Source organism: Paenibacillus apis (genome assembly GCF_018333295.1).
In the GTDB taxonomy this organism is placed as follows: Bacteria; Bacillota; Bacilli; order Paenibacillales; family Paenibacillaceae; genus Fontibacillus; species Fontibacillus antibioticophila.
Genome location: NZ_BORS01000013.1, coordinates 91,076 through 111,163, shown reverse-complemented (window position 1 = coordinate 111,163; position 20,088 = coordinate 91,076). Strand labels below are relative to the sequence as shown.

Here is a 20,088-nt window from a genome sequence, read left to right as displayed (position 1 = left end):
TCACTCGATTCTACTCTCTAAGCGGCCAAAATGTCCGTTACAATTCTGGCTCATCCAAAGACGAACCGTAAGGAGACAAAATGTCCGTTAGACCAAGTGCTTACTTCCTTAGATCAAATGTACCGCATGGCTTATATTGGGAAACAGAGTTGATCCCGGCTAGATCGAATGTGCAAAGAAACCGTCTCCTTGGTTTATGGTTGGGTGGTACCTCCATTTTCCAGAGAGCGGTTTCTTTTTGTTTGACGAAATGAAAGAGGGCGCCCCTCAGTTCATCTTATGATCACTTTTGGGACACCCTCTTTTCAGAACGGATTCTCCACGCTGAAGAGCGGGAGGGAATCGATAGGTGATCGGGAGACCTGTCTCGCGGTCTTCAATGCTTGCAAGCAAGATCCGTGCAGCCTGACTTCCCATTTCATAGGCAGGCTGCTTGATCGTTGTGATTGCCGGGTTGTATACCTCCGCAAAATCCGCAGCATCAATTCCAATGATCGACAATTGCTCCGGTATCGTTAGTTTCAAACGATTCGCTGCCTTGAGCACCTCTCCCAACACGATATCATTGCCGGCAAGCAAAGCGGTAGGAGGCTCAGGAAGCGCCAGGAGCTGTTCCAGACTATCGGCGACCTCCTCTGCCGGCACACTGATCAGATATTCCTCCCGAAGCGGGAGCCCTGCCTCCAGCATTGCCCTGCGATATCCGCTTACCCTCTCCTTGCGCGGGGTAATAGGCTGGGCTGTAAGCGGCAAAGTGATCATCCCGATAGCGTGATGACCTGCCCGCACAAGCTCCTCAATTCCTATTTTTACCGCCATTTCGTTATCAAGCAATATGCTTCGGGCAGTAACCTGTTCGAGCAGCCGATCCATCAGGACAAAGGGAACCCCTGCCTCCAATAATTGCTGATAAGGAGCAGAAACATCCCCCGTCGGGAACAGGATCAAGCCGTCCACTTGCCGCGCAAGCAAGGTTTCAATATAATCGGCTTCCTTATCCGGGTTCTCGTCCGCATTACAGATAATGACCTGGATCCCCCGGTCCTGCAATTCATTCTCGATAGCCTGTATGCAAGTAATGGAGAGCGAATAGCTCAAATCGGCAACGATAATCCCGACCAGAAAGGTACGATTCTGCTTCAGACTGCGGGCCAGACCATTGGGACGGTAATCCAGGTCTTCGATGACCTTGGCAATCCGCTCACGCGTAGCCTCACTCATATAATTGAACCGCCCGTTCAGATATTGCGAGACTGTGCTTTTCGAGACACCGGCCAAGCGGGCAACATCGTTGATGGTCGTTTTGCTATTCACACTCATCAGCTCCGCTCTTTGAAGAATACAAGTTCTAAAATATTTTACTAAACTTATTCTTCACTCACTATATCTGAAATTCAATGAAATAGCTACAGATGCGGCGTCAATTTTCTAAATGTATCAAACGGATGTACCGGTTTATTTTGCCGCCAGTCCCTCCAGAACCCAGCTCACCAAATTTTCAACGTAGTTCTCATCCAGCTCGTCGCTCAAAATCAAGAGCCTATAAAAGATCGGTCCATAGATTTGATCCAGGCATAATTCAAGATCAAGCTGATCCTTCAACTCACCGCGGCGGATTCCGCGTTCGATGATTTGGCTTGCCTCCAGCCGGCGGGGACGAAAGTATCTTGAGCGGTAAGTTTCCGCCAATCCGGCATCAACCTGTCCTTCCCCGACCAGTTCTTTGATGACGTTTCCCTCCCGGCTTGTCATAAACTGAACCAATCTCGTCACATGAATGACCAGGTCTTGGGAGACCGAACCCGTATCGGGAACCGGAATTCTGGCCGTAGACGCCGTCAGGAACCCGTCCATGACCACCGCGGCTTTGTTGGGCCACCATTTATAGATCGTGGCTTTACTGACCCCAGCCCGCTCTGCGATTTTCTCCACCGTGACCGATCCGAAGCCTTGTTCAAGCAACAATTCATGGGAAGCGGCAAGAATGGCGTTTTTCGTTTCCAGATTGCGCGGGCGCCCTCTTTTGGTACTCACTTGTACCCACTCCTTTTCCACATTAATACTGTACGTTCATTATACTAAATATTTATTCGAAATACGGCAATCAAATTGCTATTTACAAAACGATACGTTCAGTATATTATATAACCGTCGACAATTAATAAACGTTGCGTTCAGTATTTAGATTAAATAAGGAGGCTTTGTTATGGACACGAAAGAAACTGCCGGCAGTAAGCCGATTTCAGGCTGGATCCTATTTTTGTTAGCCGCCGCTTGCGGGCTTATCGTAGCCAATCTGTATTATTCCCAAACCTTGGTCGGGCCGATCAGCGCTGCCACAGGATTAACTTCCGGGGCATCTGGGCTCATCGTCACTTTAACGCAAATCGGGTATGTGCTGGGTCTGTTGTTCATCGTTCCGCTCAGCGACATCATGGAAAACCGACGTCTCGTCGCCACCTTCCTTATCGTGGCATTCTTCGCCTTGGCGACGGCATCCTTTGCCACGAGCGCGCCCCTGTTCCTCGCTGCTTCCATGCTTATCGGTCTGGGATCCGTGGTAGCCCAAATCCTGGTTCCTTATGCGACCTATTTAGCATCAGGTTCCCATCAAGGCCGGGTGGTGGGGAATGTTATGAGCGGACTTCTGCTCGGGATCATGTTTGCCCGCCCCGTAGCCAGCTTCATTGCCGGCCTGTGGAAGTGGCAGGCGGTATTTGCCTTATCCGCGGCGGCCATTGCACTTTTAACGATTTTATTATACCGGGTGCTTCCCGAACGTAAGCCTGAACCTGCCTTGAGTTACGGAACGTTGATCGTTTCTCTGGGCTCTCTATGGAAACAAACACCGATTCTTCGCCGCCGCGCCGTTTATCAAGCATGCCTGTTTGGCGTCTTCAGTCTGTTCTGGACCGTGGTCCCTCTATATTTGGCGGACGAATTCGGCATGACGCAGCAAGGGATCGCCTGGTTCGCGCTGGCGGGCGTAGGGGGCGCTATTGCCGCGCCGATCGCGGGAAGACTCGCGGATAAAGGCTGGACCCGGTTCCTGACCGGATTGGCCATGATCGTTGCCGCCTCATCATGTACCCTGGCCTATCTTGTTCATGGCCATTCGGCAGCATCCCTCGTCCTGCTGGTTCTTGCTGCGATTCTGCTGGACATGGCCGTTTCGGGAAATCTGGTCCTTGGACAGAGGGTAGTTTATTCTCTGAGCAATGAAGCCAAAGGACGCCTTAACGGCTTATTTATGGCTGTTTTTTTCATCGGCGGGGCTGTCGGATCATCTTTGGGCAGCTGGTCATATACCCGCGGCGGCTGGAGCTTCACCTCACTGATCGGCATCATCGTGCCGCTGCTGGCTTTGATTTACTTCTTTACTGAAAATAGGGCCGGTATCAAAAGGGCCTCAGCCGCCCCTCCCGTGGAGAGCAGCCTGCGAGAATAACCCGAGCGGAGAAAAGAACGCTTGCGAAAAAGCACATAAGAGGGTGTCCCAAAAAAGTAAGCTTTGGGACACCCTCTTTATGTGGCAAATGCACTAACATAGCTCATGCGGCTTTTCTTACGGTCGATAGTTGAACTTGAACAAGCTCATGGCGGACAGGCGAGGTTTTGCGCTCAGAATTTCGCTATCAGGCCGGAGCATCGTGACTGCCAACTCCCACGCCAGCTAAATAACTGCTTTTACGCACTTGTTTACTCGCATGAGCTCTTACGCTAGCTAAATAACTGCATGGCGCTCACTTAATCGATGAAGTTCAAATAAGCCAGCAGCCGTCTCAGCATCACGGCACTTTGGGCCCGGGTTGCTGTTGCTTTCGGAGCGAGATGGCCTCCGTCCACTCCCTGAATCAGACCCGCTGACAACAAGCCCGACATCGGCTCTTCCGCCCAACGGGCTAGAGTCGACGCGCCGCGAAAGCGGCCCAGCGCCTCTGATTCGACCGCCGGCAAGCCGCCTGCGAGTTGCGCCGCGTGTGCCAGCATCACCGCCATTTGCTCGCGGGTGATCAGATCGCCCGGCCGGAACGTGCCATCCTCATAACCTTCGGCCAGTCCTGCATGAACGGCGGCATTGATCTCGCCGGCATACCATGCATCGGAAGGCACGTCGGAAAAGGCGATTACTGCGGGCCGGGCAGCCAATCCCAGTGAACGTGCCAGCATCGCTGCAAATTCGGCGCGGGTTACGCTGCCATCCGGATCAAAGGCACCGTCCCCCTTCCCGTCCAAAATCAGCTTATTGGCGAGCAGTTCAACATCTGCTTCCGCCCAATGCCCCGCTAGATCGGCAAAGGCATGATCGGTGCCAACAACGGCGTATCGGCTATCGTGAAGAGCCGAAAATACAGCGGCGTATGCGCTGGAAGTATCCCCGCGAAAAACGGCGGGAACAAAATGCAGACGTTCTTCCTCATCAACCCAAACAACCGTTGCATGGGCCGGATCAGGCGCCGTATCCAACCGGATCGCCCGTTCCACATAAGCTCCCGCAAAATCGGCGACGACCTCTCCGTCAACGTCCAACGTAAAATCAACAGGGTCGGCGAGTCCCTCAAAGCCATATCTCGCTAAAGCCGATTCGAATTCCAAAAGATCCCGCTCCGCTGCTTCCGCGATCGTGACGGTTAGAACTGTGCCGGGTTCTCCCTTCCAGAGGCGCAGCGGCAAGCTGTAGGTTGCCCGGTTCATCGTAACACCCAGGACAGCATCGGGCTGCAGCCGCAGGATGTCGCGAATCGCCTTCATCGGCAGGTCGGTTTTGAGGATGGGAGCGGGGGCGGCGATCTCAAGCGTGCTCTCGCTTCCGGATGCGAACAGTGCAGATAGTTCGCTGTCACCCAGAATAAATCGCTGTATCTCTCGGCCATCGCTTGCCCTCTCATGAGTCACGGCAACAAGCAATTCTTGGCCCCCGGCTTTGATTTTGGCTTTATCCGGCTGACTGGAGGCCAAAGGCTTCACCGGAACGTATGAACCTCCTAAACTTCCAGAACTTCCAGAACCTCCAGAGCCTCCTGAACCTCCAGAGCCTCCGGAGCCCGCAGGCGGGCCAGGCGGGTCATTGGGCTCCAGGACGATGCGGCCCAAATCAATGCTTGCCCCCGCTTCAACGTTTGCGTTTGCGGTCTGTGTCTTGTAGCCCGCAGCAAGGAATTTCACCGTCTGCAGGCCGGTCGGGAGGTTCGTCAATGTAAAACTGCCGTCGGCACGGGTCGTATCGCTTATTCCATAGGCGTCAACCGTCACCGTTGCCCCGGACAACGGCATATTTCCGGTACCATAGACGGTACCGGTCACCGTGCCGAGTTCCGGGGATGGAGGCTCGGCAACCATCAAGCGAAGCGTCACCCCTGCGGAGGCACCTCCGGCGTCGGTAACCGTGACGGCAACATCAAAGCTGCCCGATTCCAGAGGCGTCCCTTCCAGCTTGCCTGTACTGCCGAGAGCGAGCCCTTCCGGAAGTCCTGTTGCTTGCCAGACTAATCCGCCTCCTGCTCCATCATAAGCTTCAAGCTGCTGGACATAGGTGCTCTCTTGTCGGGCCATTGCCAAGCCTTCCGTAAGCACCGTCGGACGCAGATAGGGGTATCCGCCGTTGACCGTCGGATGGATCGCCCAGGTATTCGCGAAGTCCCAGCCGGTATAGGTCGCAGCTTGGACCATCTCAGCCGTAGAATGTCCTGCGGCTTCGGCCGTTCCGCCGTTTTCGTCAGCGATGCCTACGGACTGCTCCGTTGCATCGGAATCAAAATGGGAGCGGAGAACGTTGGCCTCCGACCAAAGATGCCCTACAACGCCGGCAACTACCGAGTGCAGACTCCCATGACCCATGGACACCTTGCCCGCAGCATAACTTTCTACGATCGTGCCGTAAATCATAAAGCCAGTCAGTCCGCCGGAGTAATAAATAAACACCCCCTCTGACGACTGAAGTTCGATGGCTCCGGTGGCATAGGAATTCTCAATCAGCCCCGCGCCCTGGGAGCCGACCAAGCCGCCTGTGTAGGTATTTGAAGCATATCCGCCCATGACCGCAGCTGCCGAGGAAGAGCGGGAAATGGTCGAATTGACCGCAACGCCGACCAGACCTCCGGTTACATGGGTGTTTTCGCTCACCGGTACGCTGGCAACGGAGCCCGCTACTTGCGTAAGCAGAATCTTGCCCCCATCGGTTAATACGCCGGCAGCGCCGCCGGTGTTGGCACCACCGCTGATTTGAACGGCCAGTTGCAGCTGCTGCACGGTTCCGGTGACCTTTCCGAAGAAGCCGACGTTTTCGTACTGTTTAGGATCCTCCCAATCGGCGCTGTTGATCTCTACCCCGGAAATCAGGTGCCCCCTTCCGTCAAAGGTGCCGCTGAAGGCGTCATTGTCATTCCCGCCAAACGGAAGCCAGTCAACCCCGCTTAAATCGATATCATTCATCAACCGGATATTCGAAGCCACATAGTCGGGCTGATGCTGGTTAATATAGACAAGCTGCTCCGCCGTTGATACCTGTACCCAGCCTTCTACTACAGGCGGGGGCGAGGGAGCGTCAGCATGCGCAGAAGGCGTCTCCCCGGAGGTGAATTGCACCGCCAAGAGGATCGCGGCCAGAATAAACGATACACAGCGTTTCATGAGTTAAGCCCCTTTCTATGATCAAAAAATAGTTACCGGATAAAGAATGGTTACAACATCTGCCCAAACAATTTATAGTGTAATATAGCAGCCATCTTTGGATGTTTCATTTTTGTTTCAAATTTTAATAAACTACGGATAAGGAGTGATCGGCTTGGAATGGATACCGACGAGTGGCCCGTACGTCCCTCGCCGACACATCGTCGGCTTTACCCGGGAGCTGGCAAGCTTCAAGCAATGGCTGACCGATTCAAACTCGACCACCAGCCTGTTCGACGTATCGGGAATTGGCGGAATCGGCAAAACTACGCTGCTGTTAGAAATGACGAAGGCCGCAGCGCAGGCCGGGATTCTCACTCTTTGGCTGGATGGGCAAAGCGAGCTGGCGACGTCGGGTGCTTTCTTATCCGGCCTCGAAGCGAGCCTGAAAATCGAGTACGGAAGACAGCGTGAGCCGGGCCTTCCCCTGCTCTCCTTCGTGGTCGGGGAGCTAACCCGGCAACGCTCCGTGTTGTTGATCGATAATTGCTCACGACTAACCGGGATTGAGGGATGGCTGATGTCAAGCTTCCTTCCCAAACTGAGCGGCGCCGAAGTGCTGTTCGTCATGGCTTCGCGAGGCGGATTGCCCATTCAATGGCATACCAGCCCTTATTGGGGACACCGCATCCAGGCATTTCCTTTATCGTTATTAACGCGCGCGGAAGTGCTTGACTATTTGCACCGATGCGGCCTAGATGACATGCTGCGGACGGACATCGCCCGGAAAACCGATGGGCTCCCCCTGCTCCTTGCAATGACTGCAGATGTGCTGTATTCCCGGCAGAGCAATCCCGATGCCGGCGCAGGGCTTGGCGAGATTCCGGGCAGACTGAGCGCCGATATTTTGCGGGAAGCGGCTTCTCCGGATTTGTATCAGGCTTTATCGGTCCTGTCGCTGCTGCCGGCAGCGGATCAAGCGACGCTAAATCGCTTAATGGATGCTCCGCTGGAGGCCGCCGGCTACTATGCGCTTGGAAATCTGTCATTCGTCCGCAGAACGGCCTGCGGCTTAACGCTGCATCACGTGATCGCCGGGCTCCTGCGAAGCGATTTCGCCCAGAGGGATGCCGATCAGTTCCAAGTCCGGCGGCAGCAAGCGTTCCAGCTATTGGCAGAGCAATTCCGCCTCGCGGATGTCCGGCAGCAAAGGGGAATTGCTGCGCATATTCTGGAGCTGTACCGCGAGTTTTTGCCGTCTGCCCATGCTTACGCTGACTTCTCCACTGCATTGAACCCGGGAGTCCACACGCCGTTTCGCCCGGAAGACCTCGACAGCCTCCAACAATTGCTGGCGGCGGCGATTTCGCCGACGAACTGGCAATCTGAGCTGGTTCATGCGCAGGAGTACTCCGCATTGCTCGACGATATCGCCCGGTATAGCCCCGAAGGCATCTGTGTCGTGCGCGATGATTCGGGGGCCCCGCTGGCCTTCTGCGCCGGATTCTGGCTGCATGGTTCGACCCTGTCGATGCTGGATCGGTACGCCCCAGGCATTCTTGCTTTATTAAGTGATGAGCAGGCCACTCTCCGGACGCTCCCCCGGGAGTTGACCGACACGCTTTGCGTGCTGCTCGCTGCCGTTGATGTTCGTCATCCCTTATATGGACCGGAGGAATTGGGCGCTTTGCTGATGCGGCAATGGTTAGTTGAAATGACCAGCGGACTCCGGGGAATCATGATTACAGCTGATCCGCAGCTCAAGGGTCTGTTCCAAAATCTTGGCTTTCAGAAGATGGGACACATCAAGTTAAACGGTACCGAAGCGGAGGGCGAACTGATCCGGTGGGAACTGGACTTCCGGCATCAGACCTTCGACAAGTGGGTGAAAGAAATTATCCGGCAAACCGGACCCGCGGGTCTTCCCTCGCTGATTCCCCGGAATGAGCCCCGTGCGAAGGTGGATGGAAGCGCGGCAAAACAGATCTTGGAGCTGCTGTTCCGCGGCGATGAAATGGACCAGCTCCCGGTTGTGCAAACGCTGGGACTGCGCGGCTCTGACGTGCGGAACTGCGTGCAGAATATGTTGACGACCAACGAAGCACCCTATCCGCTGACACAGTTGGATCAGAGTATCCTTAGAGCGGTTTATCTTCAGAGGAATCGCAACAAGAACCAATTGGCGGACGATTTTCACATGAGCCGAACGACGTTTTACCGCCATAGCCTGCAGGCCTTGGAGCATATGGGCCATGTGCTGACACAGGCCCTTTCCGGAATGGAGAGTTAGTTCAAGACGAACTGAATAGATCGGATCTATACGAGGTATTCATTAAAAGACCAAGGAGCTAAGCGAGAACAGATCGCTTAGCTCCTTGGTCTTTGGCGTCATATCTGAAATTCAATCATTTTTCTGAACGAATGTATCCAAGCACCATCCATTTCCTGTTCATGTCCCTCCATCATATGGCCGCCAGTGTCAAAAGCAAGCAGCGTGTAATTCTGAACCGTGAAATGGCCTGCTCTATAGCATCAAAATTGGCTAATTTGTCATCTCTGGTGAATAGCCGGGCCTCATAGGCCAACGGCTCCTCAATGAAAAGTTGCTAAAAAGCTGGGATGCCTCTACATTTCCATACTCGCTCCACCGTTAGCATTCTTCTGAATTTCGAGACAACCTCATCCTGCAAATAAAACATAAATAACTGACAGCATAGCTCTTCCAAAGTCCCCACCATTGCCAAAACTGCGTCTAAAATTGTAAGAAGTACAACTAAAACCTCGACATTCCCAAATTTCACAGGTTTAAGTGTACAACCTACAGCTAAAAGTCTGTTCTTTTATCAGGATGACTGAGATTTGCGAACCTAACTGTACTCTATACAGCTATTTTAAAATTCGGGGCCAAAGCTCAGAAATTAGGCGTAGCTTTTACAATTAAACCGCTACCATAAGTTGAATATAAACTGGAGCAATCATCCTGTTGGTTCAACCTTTGTTCCCTCCACCCGCATAGCGGGCGGTTTCGCCCGCTTCGCGAGCTCAACTAGCTAAAGCCGTTACAAAACAACTGGACCGACGAAATATCGGTACCAGCTAAAAACCCAAACGCTATTGCGTGTTCAGGAGGCGTATCGCACTTTCATAAGCCCGAGGCGTTGCAAACACACCCCTGATTGATTCCAGCCATGCCAGTGGAGCTCCTTCGATGGTGGAGCAGCGAAGACCTGCCGCTTCGCACAGAATCCGTCCTGCTGCATAATCCCATGGAGCGAGCTTGGAGACGTACACCGACTGCTTGCCTAGCAGCAAATGAATGAATTCCGTACCCGCACAGCTTTGAATCCGGACACCGCAGCTTCCCCAGGCCAGGGCCTGCACATTCGAGACATTATCTGCGAACATCTGCCAGTTGATCGCTACCAGACTGTCCTTCAGCTCCTGATCCTGCGGCGGCTGAAGCGGTTGACCATTATAGTATAAGCCCATATCCGGTCCGCCCCAGATCAGACGTTCACGCATGCAATCGTAGATGAAGCCGCATTTGCCCGCCCCATTCTCCACAACCGCAACCATGATGGCAAAGTTCTCTTGCTGCTTGATAAAATTCATGGTTCCATCAATGGGATCCAGAATCCATACACGACCGGACATTTCCTCAACCTGGTCTCCTGTGCCTTCCTCACCAAGAATACGATCCTCGGGATAGAACTCCCGGATGTTGCTGACCAGAAACTGTTCAATACGGCGATCCATATCTGTCACCAAATCCAGATTGCCCGTCTTCCGGGATATTTCCCTTTCTTCTTGAAAAGAATCCCGCAGCATTTGGGCCGCCGTCTCCAGCCAGGCAAGCACTCGCGATACATCCAGGTCATTCATGCTATACGCCTCCTCCACCATTTAGGTCTATCATCTAAAGTTACTTTACAAAATAGCTCCCAGACCAAGAACACATACAAGTCCGGTAACTGACAATACGGTCGTCAATGTGGTCCAAGTACCAAAGGTTTCTTTCAGGGTCAAGCCGAAATATTCCTTGATCATCCAGAATCCGGCATCATTCACATGACAAGCGATTACACTTCCGGCTCCGGTAGCCAATACCATTAAAGCGGGATCTGCGCCACCGGCAGCAATCAGCGGTGTGACCAGGCCAGCTGTCGTCAATGCGGCTACGGTCGCAGAACCGAGGCACAGCCGCAGAATGGCTGCGATCATCCAGGCAACCAGTAACGGAGACATATTGGTAGCTGTGAACAATTGAGATACATAATCTCCAATCCCGCCATCGACCAATACTTGCTTGAAGGCACCTCCGCCCCCGATAACAAGCAGCATCATGGAGATTTGGGATATAGCGCTTACAAGAGTGTTACTGATTTGCTTCATCTTGGTCCCTCTTGCCAATCCCATCGTATAGATGGCTACCAGCAAGGAGACCAGCATTGCTGTCCCTGGAGTGCCAATGAAATCAAGAACCTGGAGTACATTGGACTCAGCGGGAAGAATCATTTTAGCGGCTGCGGCAATCCCCATGAAAATAACCGGAAGCATGGAGGTCAGTACGCTTATGCCAAAGCCAGGGGTTTCCTCCAGAACGAACGCTTTTTGCTCACCAACAACAACGGATGCATCGAGCTCGCGTTCATATACACGCGGATATACCTTTTTCAACACCTTATTAAACAGTGGTCCTGCCACAATCGTCGTAGGAATTGCGATAATGATACCATATAAGAGCACAAGACCCAAGTCTGCACCGTAAGCTGCCGAGATCGCGGTCGGAGCCGGATGCGGCGGCAGAAAACCATGGGTTACATTCAATGCGGCAGCCATTGGAATACCGAGATAAAGGAACGGCATCTTCAGTTCTTTAGCAATCACAAAAACAATCGGGATCAACAGCACCAGTCCAACCTCGAAGAACAAGGCGATACCGACAATGAAGGAAGCGATAACCACCGCCGTTTGAATCCGTTTTCGGCCAAACTTGTCAATCAGCGTAATCGCGATCCGATATCCGCCGCCAGCATCGGATACAAGTCGGCCAAGCATAGCCCCGAATCCGAATACCAGCGCAAGGTGACCCAATTGTCCGCCAATTCCGGTTTCAATAGTGGTGACGATCTTGGTTGGCTCCATCCCCAGCAGCAGCGCCACAACAAATGCTGTAATGGTCAATGAGACAAAAGTGTTCAGCTTGGCCTTCATAATGAGGAATAACAGCAGAGCAACCCCTAGGCACACAATAAGTATTGGCATATTAATATTCCCTCCAAAATAGGATCAATCAGACTTATCAGCTTTGATCTGCAATCAGCTGTTCAATTTCCGCCACTGTCGGCATGGCTTCCGAGGAGCTATGCTTGCTAACGACAATCGCTGCCGATGCGCTGGCATATTTCAAGGCCTTCTCAATCTCTTCTCCGGTCATCAGTGCATACAGGAAAGCAGCAGCATAAGAATCACCGGCTCCGAACGTTTTAAGCACCTTGGATTTATAAGCCAAGCCTCTATGGATGCTTCCATCCTTGGTAAAGGCATAGGAGCCTTCGACCCCGTGCTTGATCACTAGCAATTGCGGACGATAACGGAACAAGCGCGATACCGTCTCTTCGTTCTTTCCTCCCTCCATCCCTTCAAGCACATCGAACTCGTCCCGTGTGCCGATGACTACATCGGCTTGCTCAGCAATCGCAGAATAGTATACCGATGTCTCCTGCGGGGATTTCCAGGTGTAACCGCGATAATCGAGTTCGAAAATAATCTTGGTGCCATGATCCCGCGCAATTGAGACCGCTTTAAAAACTGCTTCACGGGACGGGCTTGCGGCGAGAGCCGTACCTGAGACCAGCAAGGCCGACGCATCGGCGATATAGCTCTCGTCAATCTCTTCCGGACGCAGATACAAATCAGCCACCTGCTCGCGGTACATCAGAATACTGCATTCCTCCGGACTCTTGATTTCCGTAAAGGCAAGACCAGCCTTATGACCCTCGGTATCGTCAATCATGTGCGAGACATCGACACCGCTGCTCTTCATATAGCTGCGAATAAATCGGCCATGCTGATCAGAAGGAACCTTTCCGATGAAGCCCACCTTCAATCCCAGTTTGGCTGCACCAATCGCGATATTTGCAGGGGAACCGCCCACATATTTCGAGAAGGTCATCGTCTCTTCCATGGGACGGTTATACTCTACAGCGTTCAAGTCAATGCATGCTCTTCCCAATGTGACGAGGTCAAATGTACGCTGTTGCTCGTTCTTCAGCATTCCAATCTCTCCTAACACGTTATTTTTAATGATTGTGCCTGGCGCGGGGGAGCCTCTTCCGCGACAGGCAAGGATCTATTTCAAGCTTGTTAGCCTACCTCGGAGCTTTATATTACGCCTTTCCGGCAGAACCGAATTCCCGGAGCTTTGCTCTGGCAGCTTCCTTAATAGCTTCAGTTCCCGGCGTTAGAATTGCGCGGGGATCATACAGACCGGGATCAGCGTTCAACGTTTTGCGAAGCGCCGCAGCCCAGGCTTGAAGGCATTCTGTATTGATGTTAATTTTGGCATGCCCCAAGGAGATGGCTCTCCGGATTTGATGCTCCGGAATACCTGAGGCTCCATGCAGAACCAGTGGAATTCCCACCAAGTCCGAAATTTGCTCCATTTCAGCAAAGCCGAGCACCGGCTCTCCCCGGTAAGGCCCGTGTACGGATCCAAGCGCTGCCGCAAGCGCATCCACTCTGGTCTCTTTTACAAGAGCGGCACATTCTTCCGGGTCCGCATAGCGAATCCCGCCGACCATTCCATCCTCCATGCCTCCGACCGTGCCGACCTCCGCTTCCACCGATACACCATACCGGCGGGCGTATGCTACAACCTCGCCGGTCATTGCTATATTTTGTCCGATCGGATCATGTGAGCCATCTATCATCACAGAAGTGAAGCCGGCATCTATTGCTTTCTTGCAATTCTCTACCTTCATCCCATGATCCAGATGGAGCGCAACCGGGACGGTAATCCCCATCTCTTTGACAAGCTCAGCCACCATTACAGCAATAACCCGATAGCCTCCTAAGAAAGGCACCATCCGATCTGAGGCCGCCAAAATGACGGGAGAGCGCTCTTCCTCAGCAGCCTGCAAGATCGCCTGTGCCCACTGCACCCCGTTCAAGTTGAATTGGGCAACCGCATATTGCTCTGCCTTGGCCTTTTCCAGCATTTCCTTCATCGTTACCAGTGTCAATGTTCTAACCTCCCCACTCTCAGGCTTGCTCACTCAAAAACAGGCGCGGCATAGCGGGCTGTGACAACCTTTTTGCGGGTATAGAAGTCGACACTGTCTTTTCCGTTCGCATGCAGCGTACCGAAGAAGGAGGATTTCCATCCCGAGAACGGGAAGAAGGCCATTGGAGCCGGCACCCCCAGATTTACGCCCAGCATTCCTGCATCGATGTTCTCCCGGAAGTAACGAATGGCCGAGGCGTTAGACGTGAAGATGCAAGCGCCGTTAGCAAATTCCGAACGGTTCGCGATCTCTACAGCCTCTTTCAGATGCTTGACACGGATGACGGACAGGACAGGTGCGAAGATTTCTTCTTTCCAGATCGTCATATCCGTTGTTACGCCTTCAAAGATTGTTGGTCCGACAAAATAACCATTCTGCGGGATATGGTCTCGTCCATCGCACACGAGTGTCGCTCCTTCTTCCAAGCCTTTCTCAATGTACTGTATCGTGCGACGCTTATTATCTTCGCGAATAACCGGACCAAGGAACACTCCGTCATCCAGGCCATTGCCGATTTTAATGGAGGCTGCTCTTTCCTTCAACTTTTCCATGAAGGCATCGGCGATCCCCTCTTCAACGGTCACCACCGCGCAAGCCATGCACCGTTCTCCTGCAGAGCCGAAGGCGGCTGAAATTACATTGGTTACGGTGTCCTCCAGATCGGCATCATTAAGCACAATGGTATGATTTTTCGCTCCGGTCAAGGCTTGTACCCGTTTCAGATTCTCGCTGCCCCGCTTAAAGACATACTCTCCAACCGGCTTTGAGCCAACGAAGGAAATTGCCTTGATCTCCGGATGATCCAGAATTCCGTTAACGACATCATGTGCGCCATAGATGACATTGAATACGCCCTTTGGCAATCCCGCTTCATCAAACAGCTCTGCAAGACGTCTGGTCAACAGCGGCGTCCGCTCCGACGGCTTCAGGATAAACGTGTTGCCAAGTGCAATCGCCATGGGGAACATCCAGCAAGGAACCATCATCGGGAAGTTAAATGGAGCAATACCGCCAACAACCCCCAGCGGATAGCGGTAGTTGGCTGCCTCTACATCGGTTGCAATTGTAGCCAACGAATCGCCCATCATCAACGAAGGAGCTCCAGCCGCAAACTCGACATTTTCAATGCCTCGCCCCACTTCGCCCAAGGCTTCCGTCAGGTTCTTCCCGTTCTCCAACGTGATCAACCGGGCCAATTCTTTTTTATGCCGGGTCAGAAGCTGCTGATAATTGAACAAGATTCGGGCCCGCCGGGGAACAGCTACCTTTTGCCAGGTTTGAAAAGCTTCAGCGGCTACCCTCGCAGCATAATCCACCTCTTCCTTCGTGGACAATGGCACACGAGCAATCACTTCATTTGTCGCCGGATTATATACATCCTCATAGCGGTCTGTGCTGCTCTCGACCCATTCACCATTAATATAGTTTTTTAGAATCTCTACTTTCGAAGCCTGTGTCATGTAAGATCCTCCTGCCTTTCAAGAATTCCAAACTATAATCATCAACTTTTGATCAAGTATGGTTAAGTTATGGTTATATTCTATTTCGTAAACCGCTTTCAGTCAATAAAAAACTCAAAATATAACTACACAATCCAATAATTTTCACATTTTCTTTGAATTTATTAGTGTAAAGACTTTTGTTATGGGTAAATCTTGGTAATAAATTGCGATAATCGTCAGAAGTATTTACCTTAAAATAGAAGTGTAGATTTTTAACCTTGGCTAGATTACAATAAATTTATCCATAAAGGTTATTCATATATGACCATAAAGTTAACTAAATTTATCTTAGGAGAATCAACATATGATCAAAACCAAACGGATTAATCAAATTAAAGAGTATGTTTTCGAGCATGAATCCGTGTCCTTGGAGGAGCTGGTAGACTACTTTGGCGTCTCCAAAAATACAATACGCCGTGATGTTCAAGCCTTGGTTGATGCCGGTATATTGAACAAGGTGTATGGCGGAGTCACAGTCAACCACTCTGTGCTTATCGGATTCAGTGAACGCAGAGATCAGAATCTCAGCAAGAAGCAGGAGATCGGAAGGCTTGCCGCCCAGTTTGTAGAAGATGGAGATATTATTTTTGTAGACTCCGGAACGACTACGCTGGAACTTCTTCCTTATATCCAGAACAAGCAGGTCACCGTGATTTCCAACAACTTTGATTTCATTCATCAATCAACGGCCCACCCTTCCTTGACCATCTTCTCCACCGGAGGAATGCTGGAGCGAAAGACCAATTCATTCGTAGGCTTTCAAAGTGTTGATTTCTTGAAAAAATTCAATATTAACAAGGCATTTCTCGCTTCGACCGGGGTAACCGTCACGAACGGGGTAACCAACTCCTCACCGCTGGAGACCGATGTAAAAAGTACGGTTGTTGAGAAGAGCTCTGAAGTTTACCTCATGATTGATGACAGCAAGTTTGATAAATACGGTATTACTACCTTCTGCTCGCTGAGCGACATCGACTATTTGATCACCAACAGTGTGCCTAACGAAAACTATAAACAGTATGCTGCTGAAAATGGGATTACGATTGTTACTCCATGATTTTTGGTTAACTGTTGATTAATTGTTGATTATGTTTTATGCTTATCCTAATGTACTTGTCATAGACGAAGTGAGCTTACTTCATAGGAGGATGAGCAAAATGCCATTATTACGTTTTGATGTAATCGAAGGGCGCAGCCCTGAAGAATTGAAAAAGCTGCTGGATGCGGCGCATGAGGCCATGGTTGATGCTTTCCAGGTTCCCGTAACGGATCGGTACCAAATTGTCCATCAGCATCCTGCTCATGAGTTGGTTCTGAAGGATACCGGTTTAGGCTTTGCGCGAACTTCTCAAGCGGTGGTGATTAGCATTGTAAGCAAGCAACGGACCGGAGAGCAAAAGCAGCAGCTATACAAGCTGCTCGCGGAACGTCTTGAGCAGCAATGCCAGATCCCGCCCTCCGACTTAATCATTTCGATCGTTGAGAACGGCGACACGGATTGGAGCTTTGGCAATGGCGAGGCACAGTTCCTGACTGGCGCATTATAAGCAAAAAACAACCCGGTACGCACCGTTCAGAACGACGCGTACCGGGTTGTTTTGCTAGAAAAACACGATTGCTTCAACCATTCTCACTTCAACTTATGTTCAGGATTTCTCCACTGGCTAGCGTGACTGCTGCCTTTCCATCTCCAATACGAACTCCCAATGCCTCAAGCGCTTCTGCAAGCTCCGGCATTTCCGCTTCACCAGCTTGACCATAGACGGCAGATATCAATAAATGCGTGCCCGGCTCTAAAATTGCAGTCAAAGTAGGCAAGACCGTGCGGGGATGCAGCAGATTAGTGTCGGCATTCGGATAAACTGCAACGGCACTACTGTAACCAACGAGTCCGTATACCGCTGAGCACCCGATAGAATTCCTTACCGTTACCTGCTTATCACCCTCTTCGACAGCAGGCGGTTCCTGAATCCCCAGGGCGAATCCACCCTCTGCGGCATCCAGCGGACGCGCCGTTACAATTCGATGGATGCGAATATGCCACGGCAATCCTGCCAGAATCCATGTCCGCACCTCAACATCACGCCACGGAAGCCACCGGGCATACAGGACATGACCTTGAATCCAGGTCTCCTCGTTCTTTCTGCGAACGCGATAAAGATTGTCCCGCTCGCTCAAGCCCAGCATGGAATCTGTTGCCGACTGTCCCAAGCCCCATTCAGCTCGCGGCACACTGAAGCCAAAGACACTTGAGTAGGCAAACTTCTCATACTTTGCCGAGGTATGCGTATGCTCATTTGTTGAGAGATGCCCGGTATTGAACGCTGTGACATGACCTGTCTCCTCCTCTCGGCATAGCACCAGATGAGGCTCCGGTTGCACAGACAGCGCCGGAAGATTTGGCAGCTCCTGCTCTTCTTGCTGCCAGAAGAGTTCCTTTTCGCCGATCGCTAGGATAAGAAACGTCTTTAACGCCCAATAAGGGGAGCCTGGCGAATTATAATTCTCGGCCATGATCAAATTCGGATACGCATAACCCACCGTCAGAATTCCGCCGGCATCGAAAATGGGCTTGCTGAACCACCAGCGCAGATTCCGCAGTACCAATCCTTTTACAACACCCGGTGTAAATGTCTCATTATAAGCCCCCGCATACGCCAACGCGCTCCAGAAAGCGGCTTGGGCAAACCGGTAGGTCATGCTTCTTCCATAAGCGATTGCCGAGCCATCCGGTGAGAACCAGTGAATAAAATCCGCTGCAAACTCAAGTGCTCTTTGCTTGAAGCGACTACAGCGTTCAGGATCTTCCTGTTCCATCAGCTTGGCGTAGACTAGCCCGTAATAGTGCATGGCGAAAGGCACGTAATAGTCGCTGTGCCCTCCGATACCGTCGCTGTACCACCCTCCGCCAAGGTCAAATTCCTCGATCCGCCGCAGGTTTCGCTCCATTTGCTCTTTGTCATAAGGCTCCCCGATTTTATAGAAACCCATATTGACCATCACGTTGAAGAACAACCAGTTGCAATCATGACATGGGTGGCTGTTCATCTGATTAAGCCACCGGTAGAGATGCTGGCGTTCCCGCTCATTAAGGGGCTCCCAGATTATCTCGGGGATCAGGCAAAGGGCGAGACCGAGAACGGCCATCTCGACCAGACGCTGATCATAATCGCCGACCTCTCCCCAATATTGATCATGCTCTGGATCCGTACCGTTTAGAATACCTTGCAGGCAATCTGCCCACAGCTCTCTCGTGCCTCCCCCTGCCAGGTCAGGGACAATCCCCCACAGGATGCGCGAAAAGCCTTCCATGCCGGCGAGTTCCTCTCCATATCCCGCACTGCTGCCTTTGATCGGCAGGCGGCTTCCCCCCAGCTCATAAAGCGGCTTGAGCGGGCGAACCAATTGACGCAATGCTTCCTGGACCTCCTGCCGGGTTCTCAGCGGATTCCGTTCAATCGAATTCAGGATTTCCACCATTAAGGATATCTCCTTTCCATGCTCCGTATCTCCCTAGCCTTATTCCCAGCAGAGCGTATCCAAGCCTTTTAGCCTCGCCAAGCCCTCTACAAAGTAGTAATCGCCATAGATGAGCGGAACATCGATGTTCGTCCCTTGCGGGTAATTGCTCGTTCCATGAAGAAGCAGACCTTCCTCCTTCTCTTCCCAAGCTCCATAATTTTTGTAGAGAGATTCCAGGATCCGCGCGGCTCCCGTCTCATAGACGGCTGCATCTGCTCCATCCAGTTGGGCGGACAGCAACAGCAGGCCGCAGGCCGCACAAGAGCCGGCAGATGAATCGCGCAAATTCGAAAATTCTTCAGGCACTCTGAAGTCCCATGCGGGGACATGATCCTCCGGCAACCGGCTGAGGAAGAAGTTGGCGGCACGCTGTGCTGCTGCTAAATACTCCTGCTTCCCGGTATGATGGTAGCCTAGAGCAAGACCGTAGATCGCCCAGGCCGCGCCGCGCGACCAGGCCGACTCCGCCGCATAGCCCTGGCCTCCCAGTCCTCCCAGCCTTTCTCCGGTATGCGGATCAAAGTGGACAATATGGTAGACCGAGCCATCCTCCCGGAGGAAATGCTTGACCACCGTATCCAGATGGGCCTCGGCAATATGGGCGTAACGAGGATCGCCGCTTACCCGGGAAGCCCAGAACAATAGCGGCATATTCATGCAGCAATCGATAATGGCGATTCCCTCATTACGTTCTCCTTCCTGCCAGGGATTCCATGCCCGAATATATCTCCCTTTCAGATTGAAGCGCGCCGCCAAATAGTTTGCAGCCTTCAACGCCCGAATGCGGGACATCTCATTTCCCGTCAGCTTGTAATTCATCACACTGGTCAAGGTCCACATGAAGCCAAGATCATGATCCAGTGTCACATAGCCATCCAGCACACTATCCAGCTTCGCTTCGCATTCCTCCGCCAGCTTTTTCAGCTCATCATGGCCGCTTCCGCTGTGCAACACCCACAGCATGCCTGGCCAGAAGCCGGCGGTCCACCACCCGGGACTTGCCAGATCATAGGTGCCGCCCTGACTTGCATGGGGAAAGCCCGATCCGATTCGGGCCGCATTCTGCATGGTCTTCTTCAGGGATCGCTCCCATGCTTCATCGATCCATGCCGCTTGCTTAGTCATTCGCCACATCCTCCGTTTCTTTCTCTATATATTTACTTCAGAAC

14 protein-coding genes are annotated in these 20,088 nt (G+C 52.1%); 4 read left to right on the top strand and 10 right to left on the bottom strand.

The annotated features are described in order from the left end of the window. Positions 1-267: 267 nt before the first annotated feature. A complete protein-coding gene (locus KI362_RS18475; RefSeq protein ID WP_301629347.1) occupies positions 268-1,314 on the bottom strand; it encodes a LacI family DNA-binding transcriptional regulator in 1,047 nt (348 codons plus the stop codon). Positions 1,315-1,455: 141 nt separating this feature from the next. Continuing rightward, positions 1,456-2,034, bottom strand: a complete 579-nt coding sequence (locus KI362_RS18470; protein ID WP_301629345.1) for a TetR/AcrR family transcriptional regulator — start codon at positions 2,032-2,034, stop codon at positions 1,456-1,458. A 172-nt stretch (positions 2,035-2,206) separates the two neighbouring features. On the opposite strand from KI362_RS18470, the gene KI362_RS18465 reads away from it, so the two are divergent. Beyond that, positions 2,207-3,448 (top strand): MFS transporter, encoded by a 1,242-nt coding sequence (locus tag KI362_RS18465; RefSeq protein WP_301629343.1) that lies wholly within the window; start codon positions 2,207-2,209, stop codon positions 3,446-3,448. A 299-nt stretch (positions 3,449-3,747) separates the two neighbouring features. On the opposite strand, the gene KI362_RS18460 is transcribed toward KI362_RS18465, so the two are convergent. Beyond that, entirely contained in the window at positions 3,748-6,630 is a 2,883-nt protein-coding gene (locus KI362_RS18460; RefSeq protein WP_301629341.1) for an S-layer homology domain-containing protein, read from the bottom strand. Between the two features lie 154 nt (positions 6,631-6,784). On the opposite strand from KI362_RS18460, the gene KI362_RS18455 reads away from it, so the two are divergent. Beyond that, on the top strand, positions 6,785-8,899 hold the full coding sequence (locus tag KI362_RS18455; protein ID WP_301629339.1) for a bacterio-opsin activator: 2,115 nt from the start codon (positions 6,785-6,787) through the stop codon (positions 8,897-8,899). An 821-nt stretch (positions 8,900-9,720) separates the two neighbouring features. On the opposite strand, the gene KI362_RS18450 is transcribed toward KI362_RS18455, so the two are convergent. The 5 genes from KI362_RS18450 to iolA all read right to left on the bottom strand — a co-directional run bounded on the left by KI362_RS18450 (position 9,721) and on the right by iolA (position 15,355). Continuing rightward, a complete protein-coding gene (locus tag KI362_RS18450) occupies positions 9,721-10,491 on the bottom strand; it encodes an inositol monophosphatase family protein (protein ID WP_301629337.1) in 771 nt (256 codons plus the stop codon). Positions 10,492-10,536: 45 nt separating this feature from the next. Beyond that, positions 10,537-11,874 carry a gluconate:H+ symporter gene (locus KI362_RS18445; protein ID WP_301629335.1) on the bottom strand — a complete coding sequence of 446 codons (1,338 nt, stop codon included), beginning with the start codon at positions 11,872-11,874 and terminating at the stop codon, positions 10,537-10,539. A 37-nt stretch (positions 11,875-11,911) separates the two neighbouring features. Then, positions 11,912-12,886: a 5-dehydro-2-deoxygluconokinase gene (gene iolC / locus KI362_RS18440; RefSeq protein WP_301629333.1), complete on the bottom strand. Its 975-nt coding sequence runs from the start codon at positions 12,884-12,886 to the stop codon at positions 11,912-11,914. A gap of 112 nt (positions 12,887-12,998) precedes the next feature. Further along, positions 12,999-13,853 carry a class II fructose-1,6-bisphosphate aldolase gene (fba, locus tag KI362_RS18435; RefSeq protein WP_301629331.1) on the bottom strand — a complete coding sequence of 285 codons (855 nt, stop codon included), beginning with the start codon at positions 13,851-13,853 and terminating at the stop codon, positions 12,999-13,001. 29 nt (positions 13,854-13,882) lie between these two features. Next, complete coding sequence (iolA, locus tag KI362_RS18430) at positions 13,883-15,355, bottom strand: methylmalonate-semialdehyde dehydrogenase (protein WP_301629329.1); 1,473 nt, start codon at positions 15,353-15,355, stop codon at positions 13,883-13,885. A 346-nt stretch (positions 15,356-15,701) separates the two neighbouring features. Between iolA and KI362_RS18425 the strand changes: the two genes are divergently transcribed. Both KI362_RS18425 and KI362_RS18420 read left to right on the top strand, forming a co-directional pair. Continuing rightward, a complete protein-coding gene (locus KI362_RS18425; RefSeq protein ID WP_301629327.1) occupies positions 15,702-16,454 on the top strand; it encodes a DeoR/GlpR family DNA-binding transcription regulator in 753 nt (250 codons plus the stop codon). Positions 16,455-16,554: 100 nt separating this feature from the next. Further along, positions 16,555-16,944, top strand: coding sequence for a tautomerase family protein (locus KI362_RS18420; protein ID WP_301629325.1), 390 nt, complete (start codon positions 16,555-16,557; stop codon positions 16,942-16,944). 88 nt (positions 16,945-17,032) lie between these two features. On the opposite strand, the gene KI362_RS18415 is transcribed toward KI362_RS18420, so the two are convergent. Further along, entirely contained in the window at positions 17,033-18,877 is a 1,845-nt protein-coding gene (locus tag KI362_RS18415) for a DUF2264 domain-containing protein (RefSeq protein WP_301629323.1), read from the bottom strand. Between the two features lie 39 nt (positions 18,878-18,916). Then, positions 18,917-20,053, bottom strand: a complete 1,137-nt coding sequence (locus tag KI362_RS18410; protein WP_374705678.1) for a glycoside hydrolase family 88 protein — start codon at positions 20,051-20,053, stop codon at positions 18,917-18,919. Positions 20,054-20,088 lie beyond the last annotated feature (35 nt).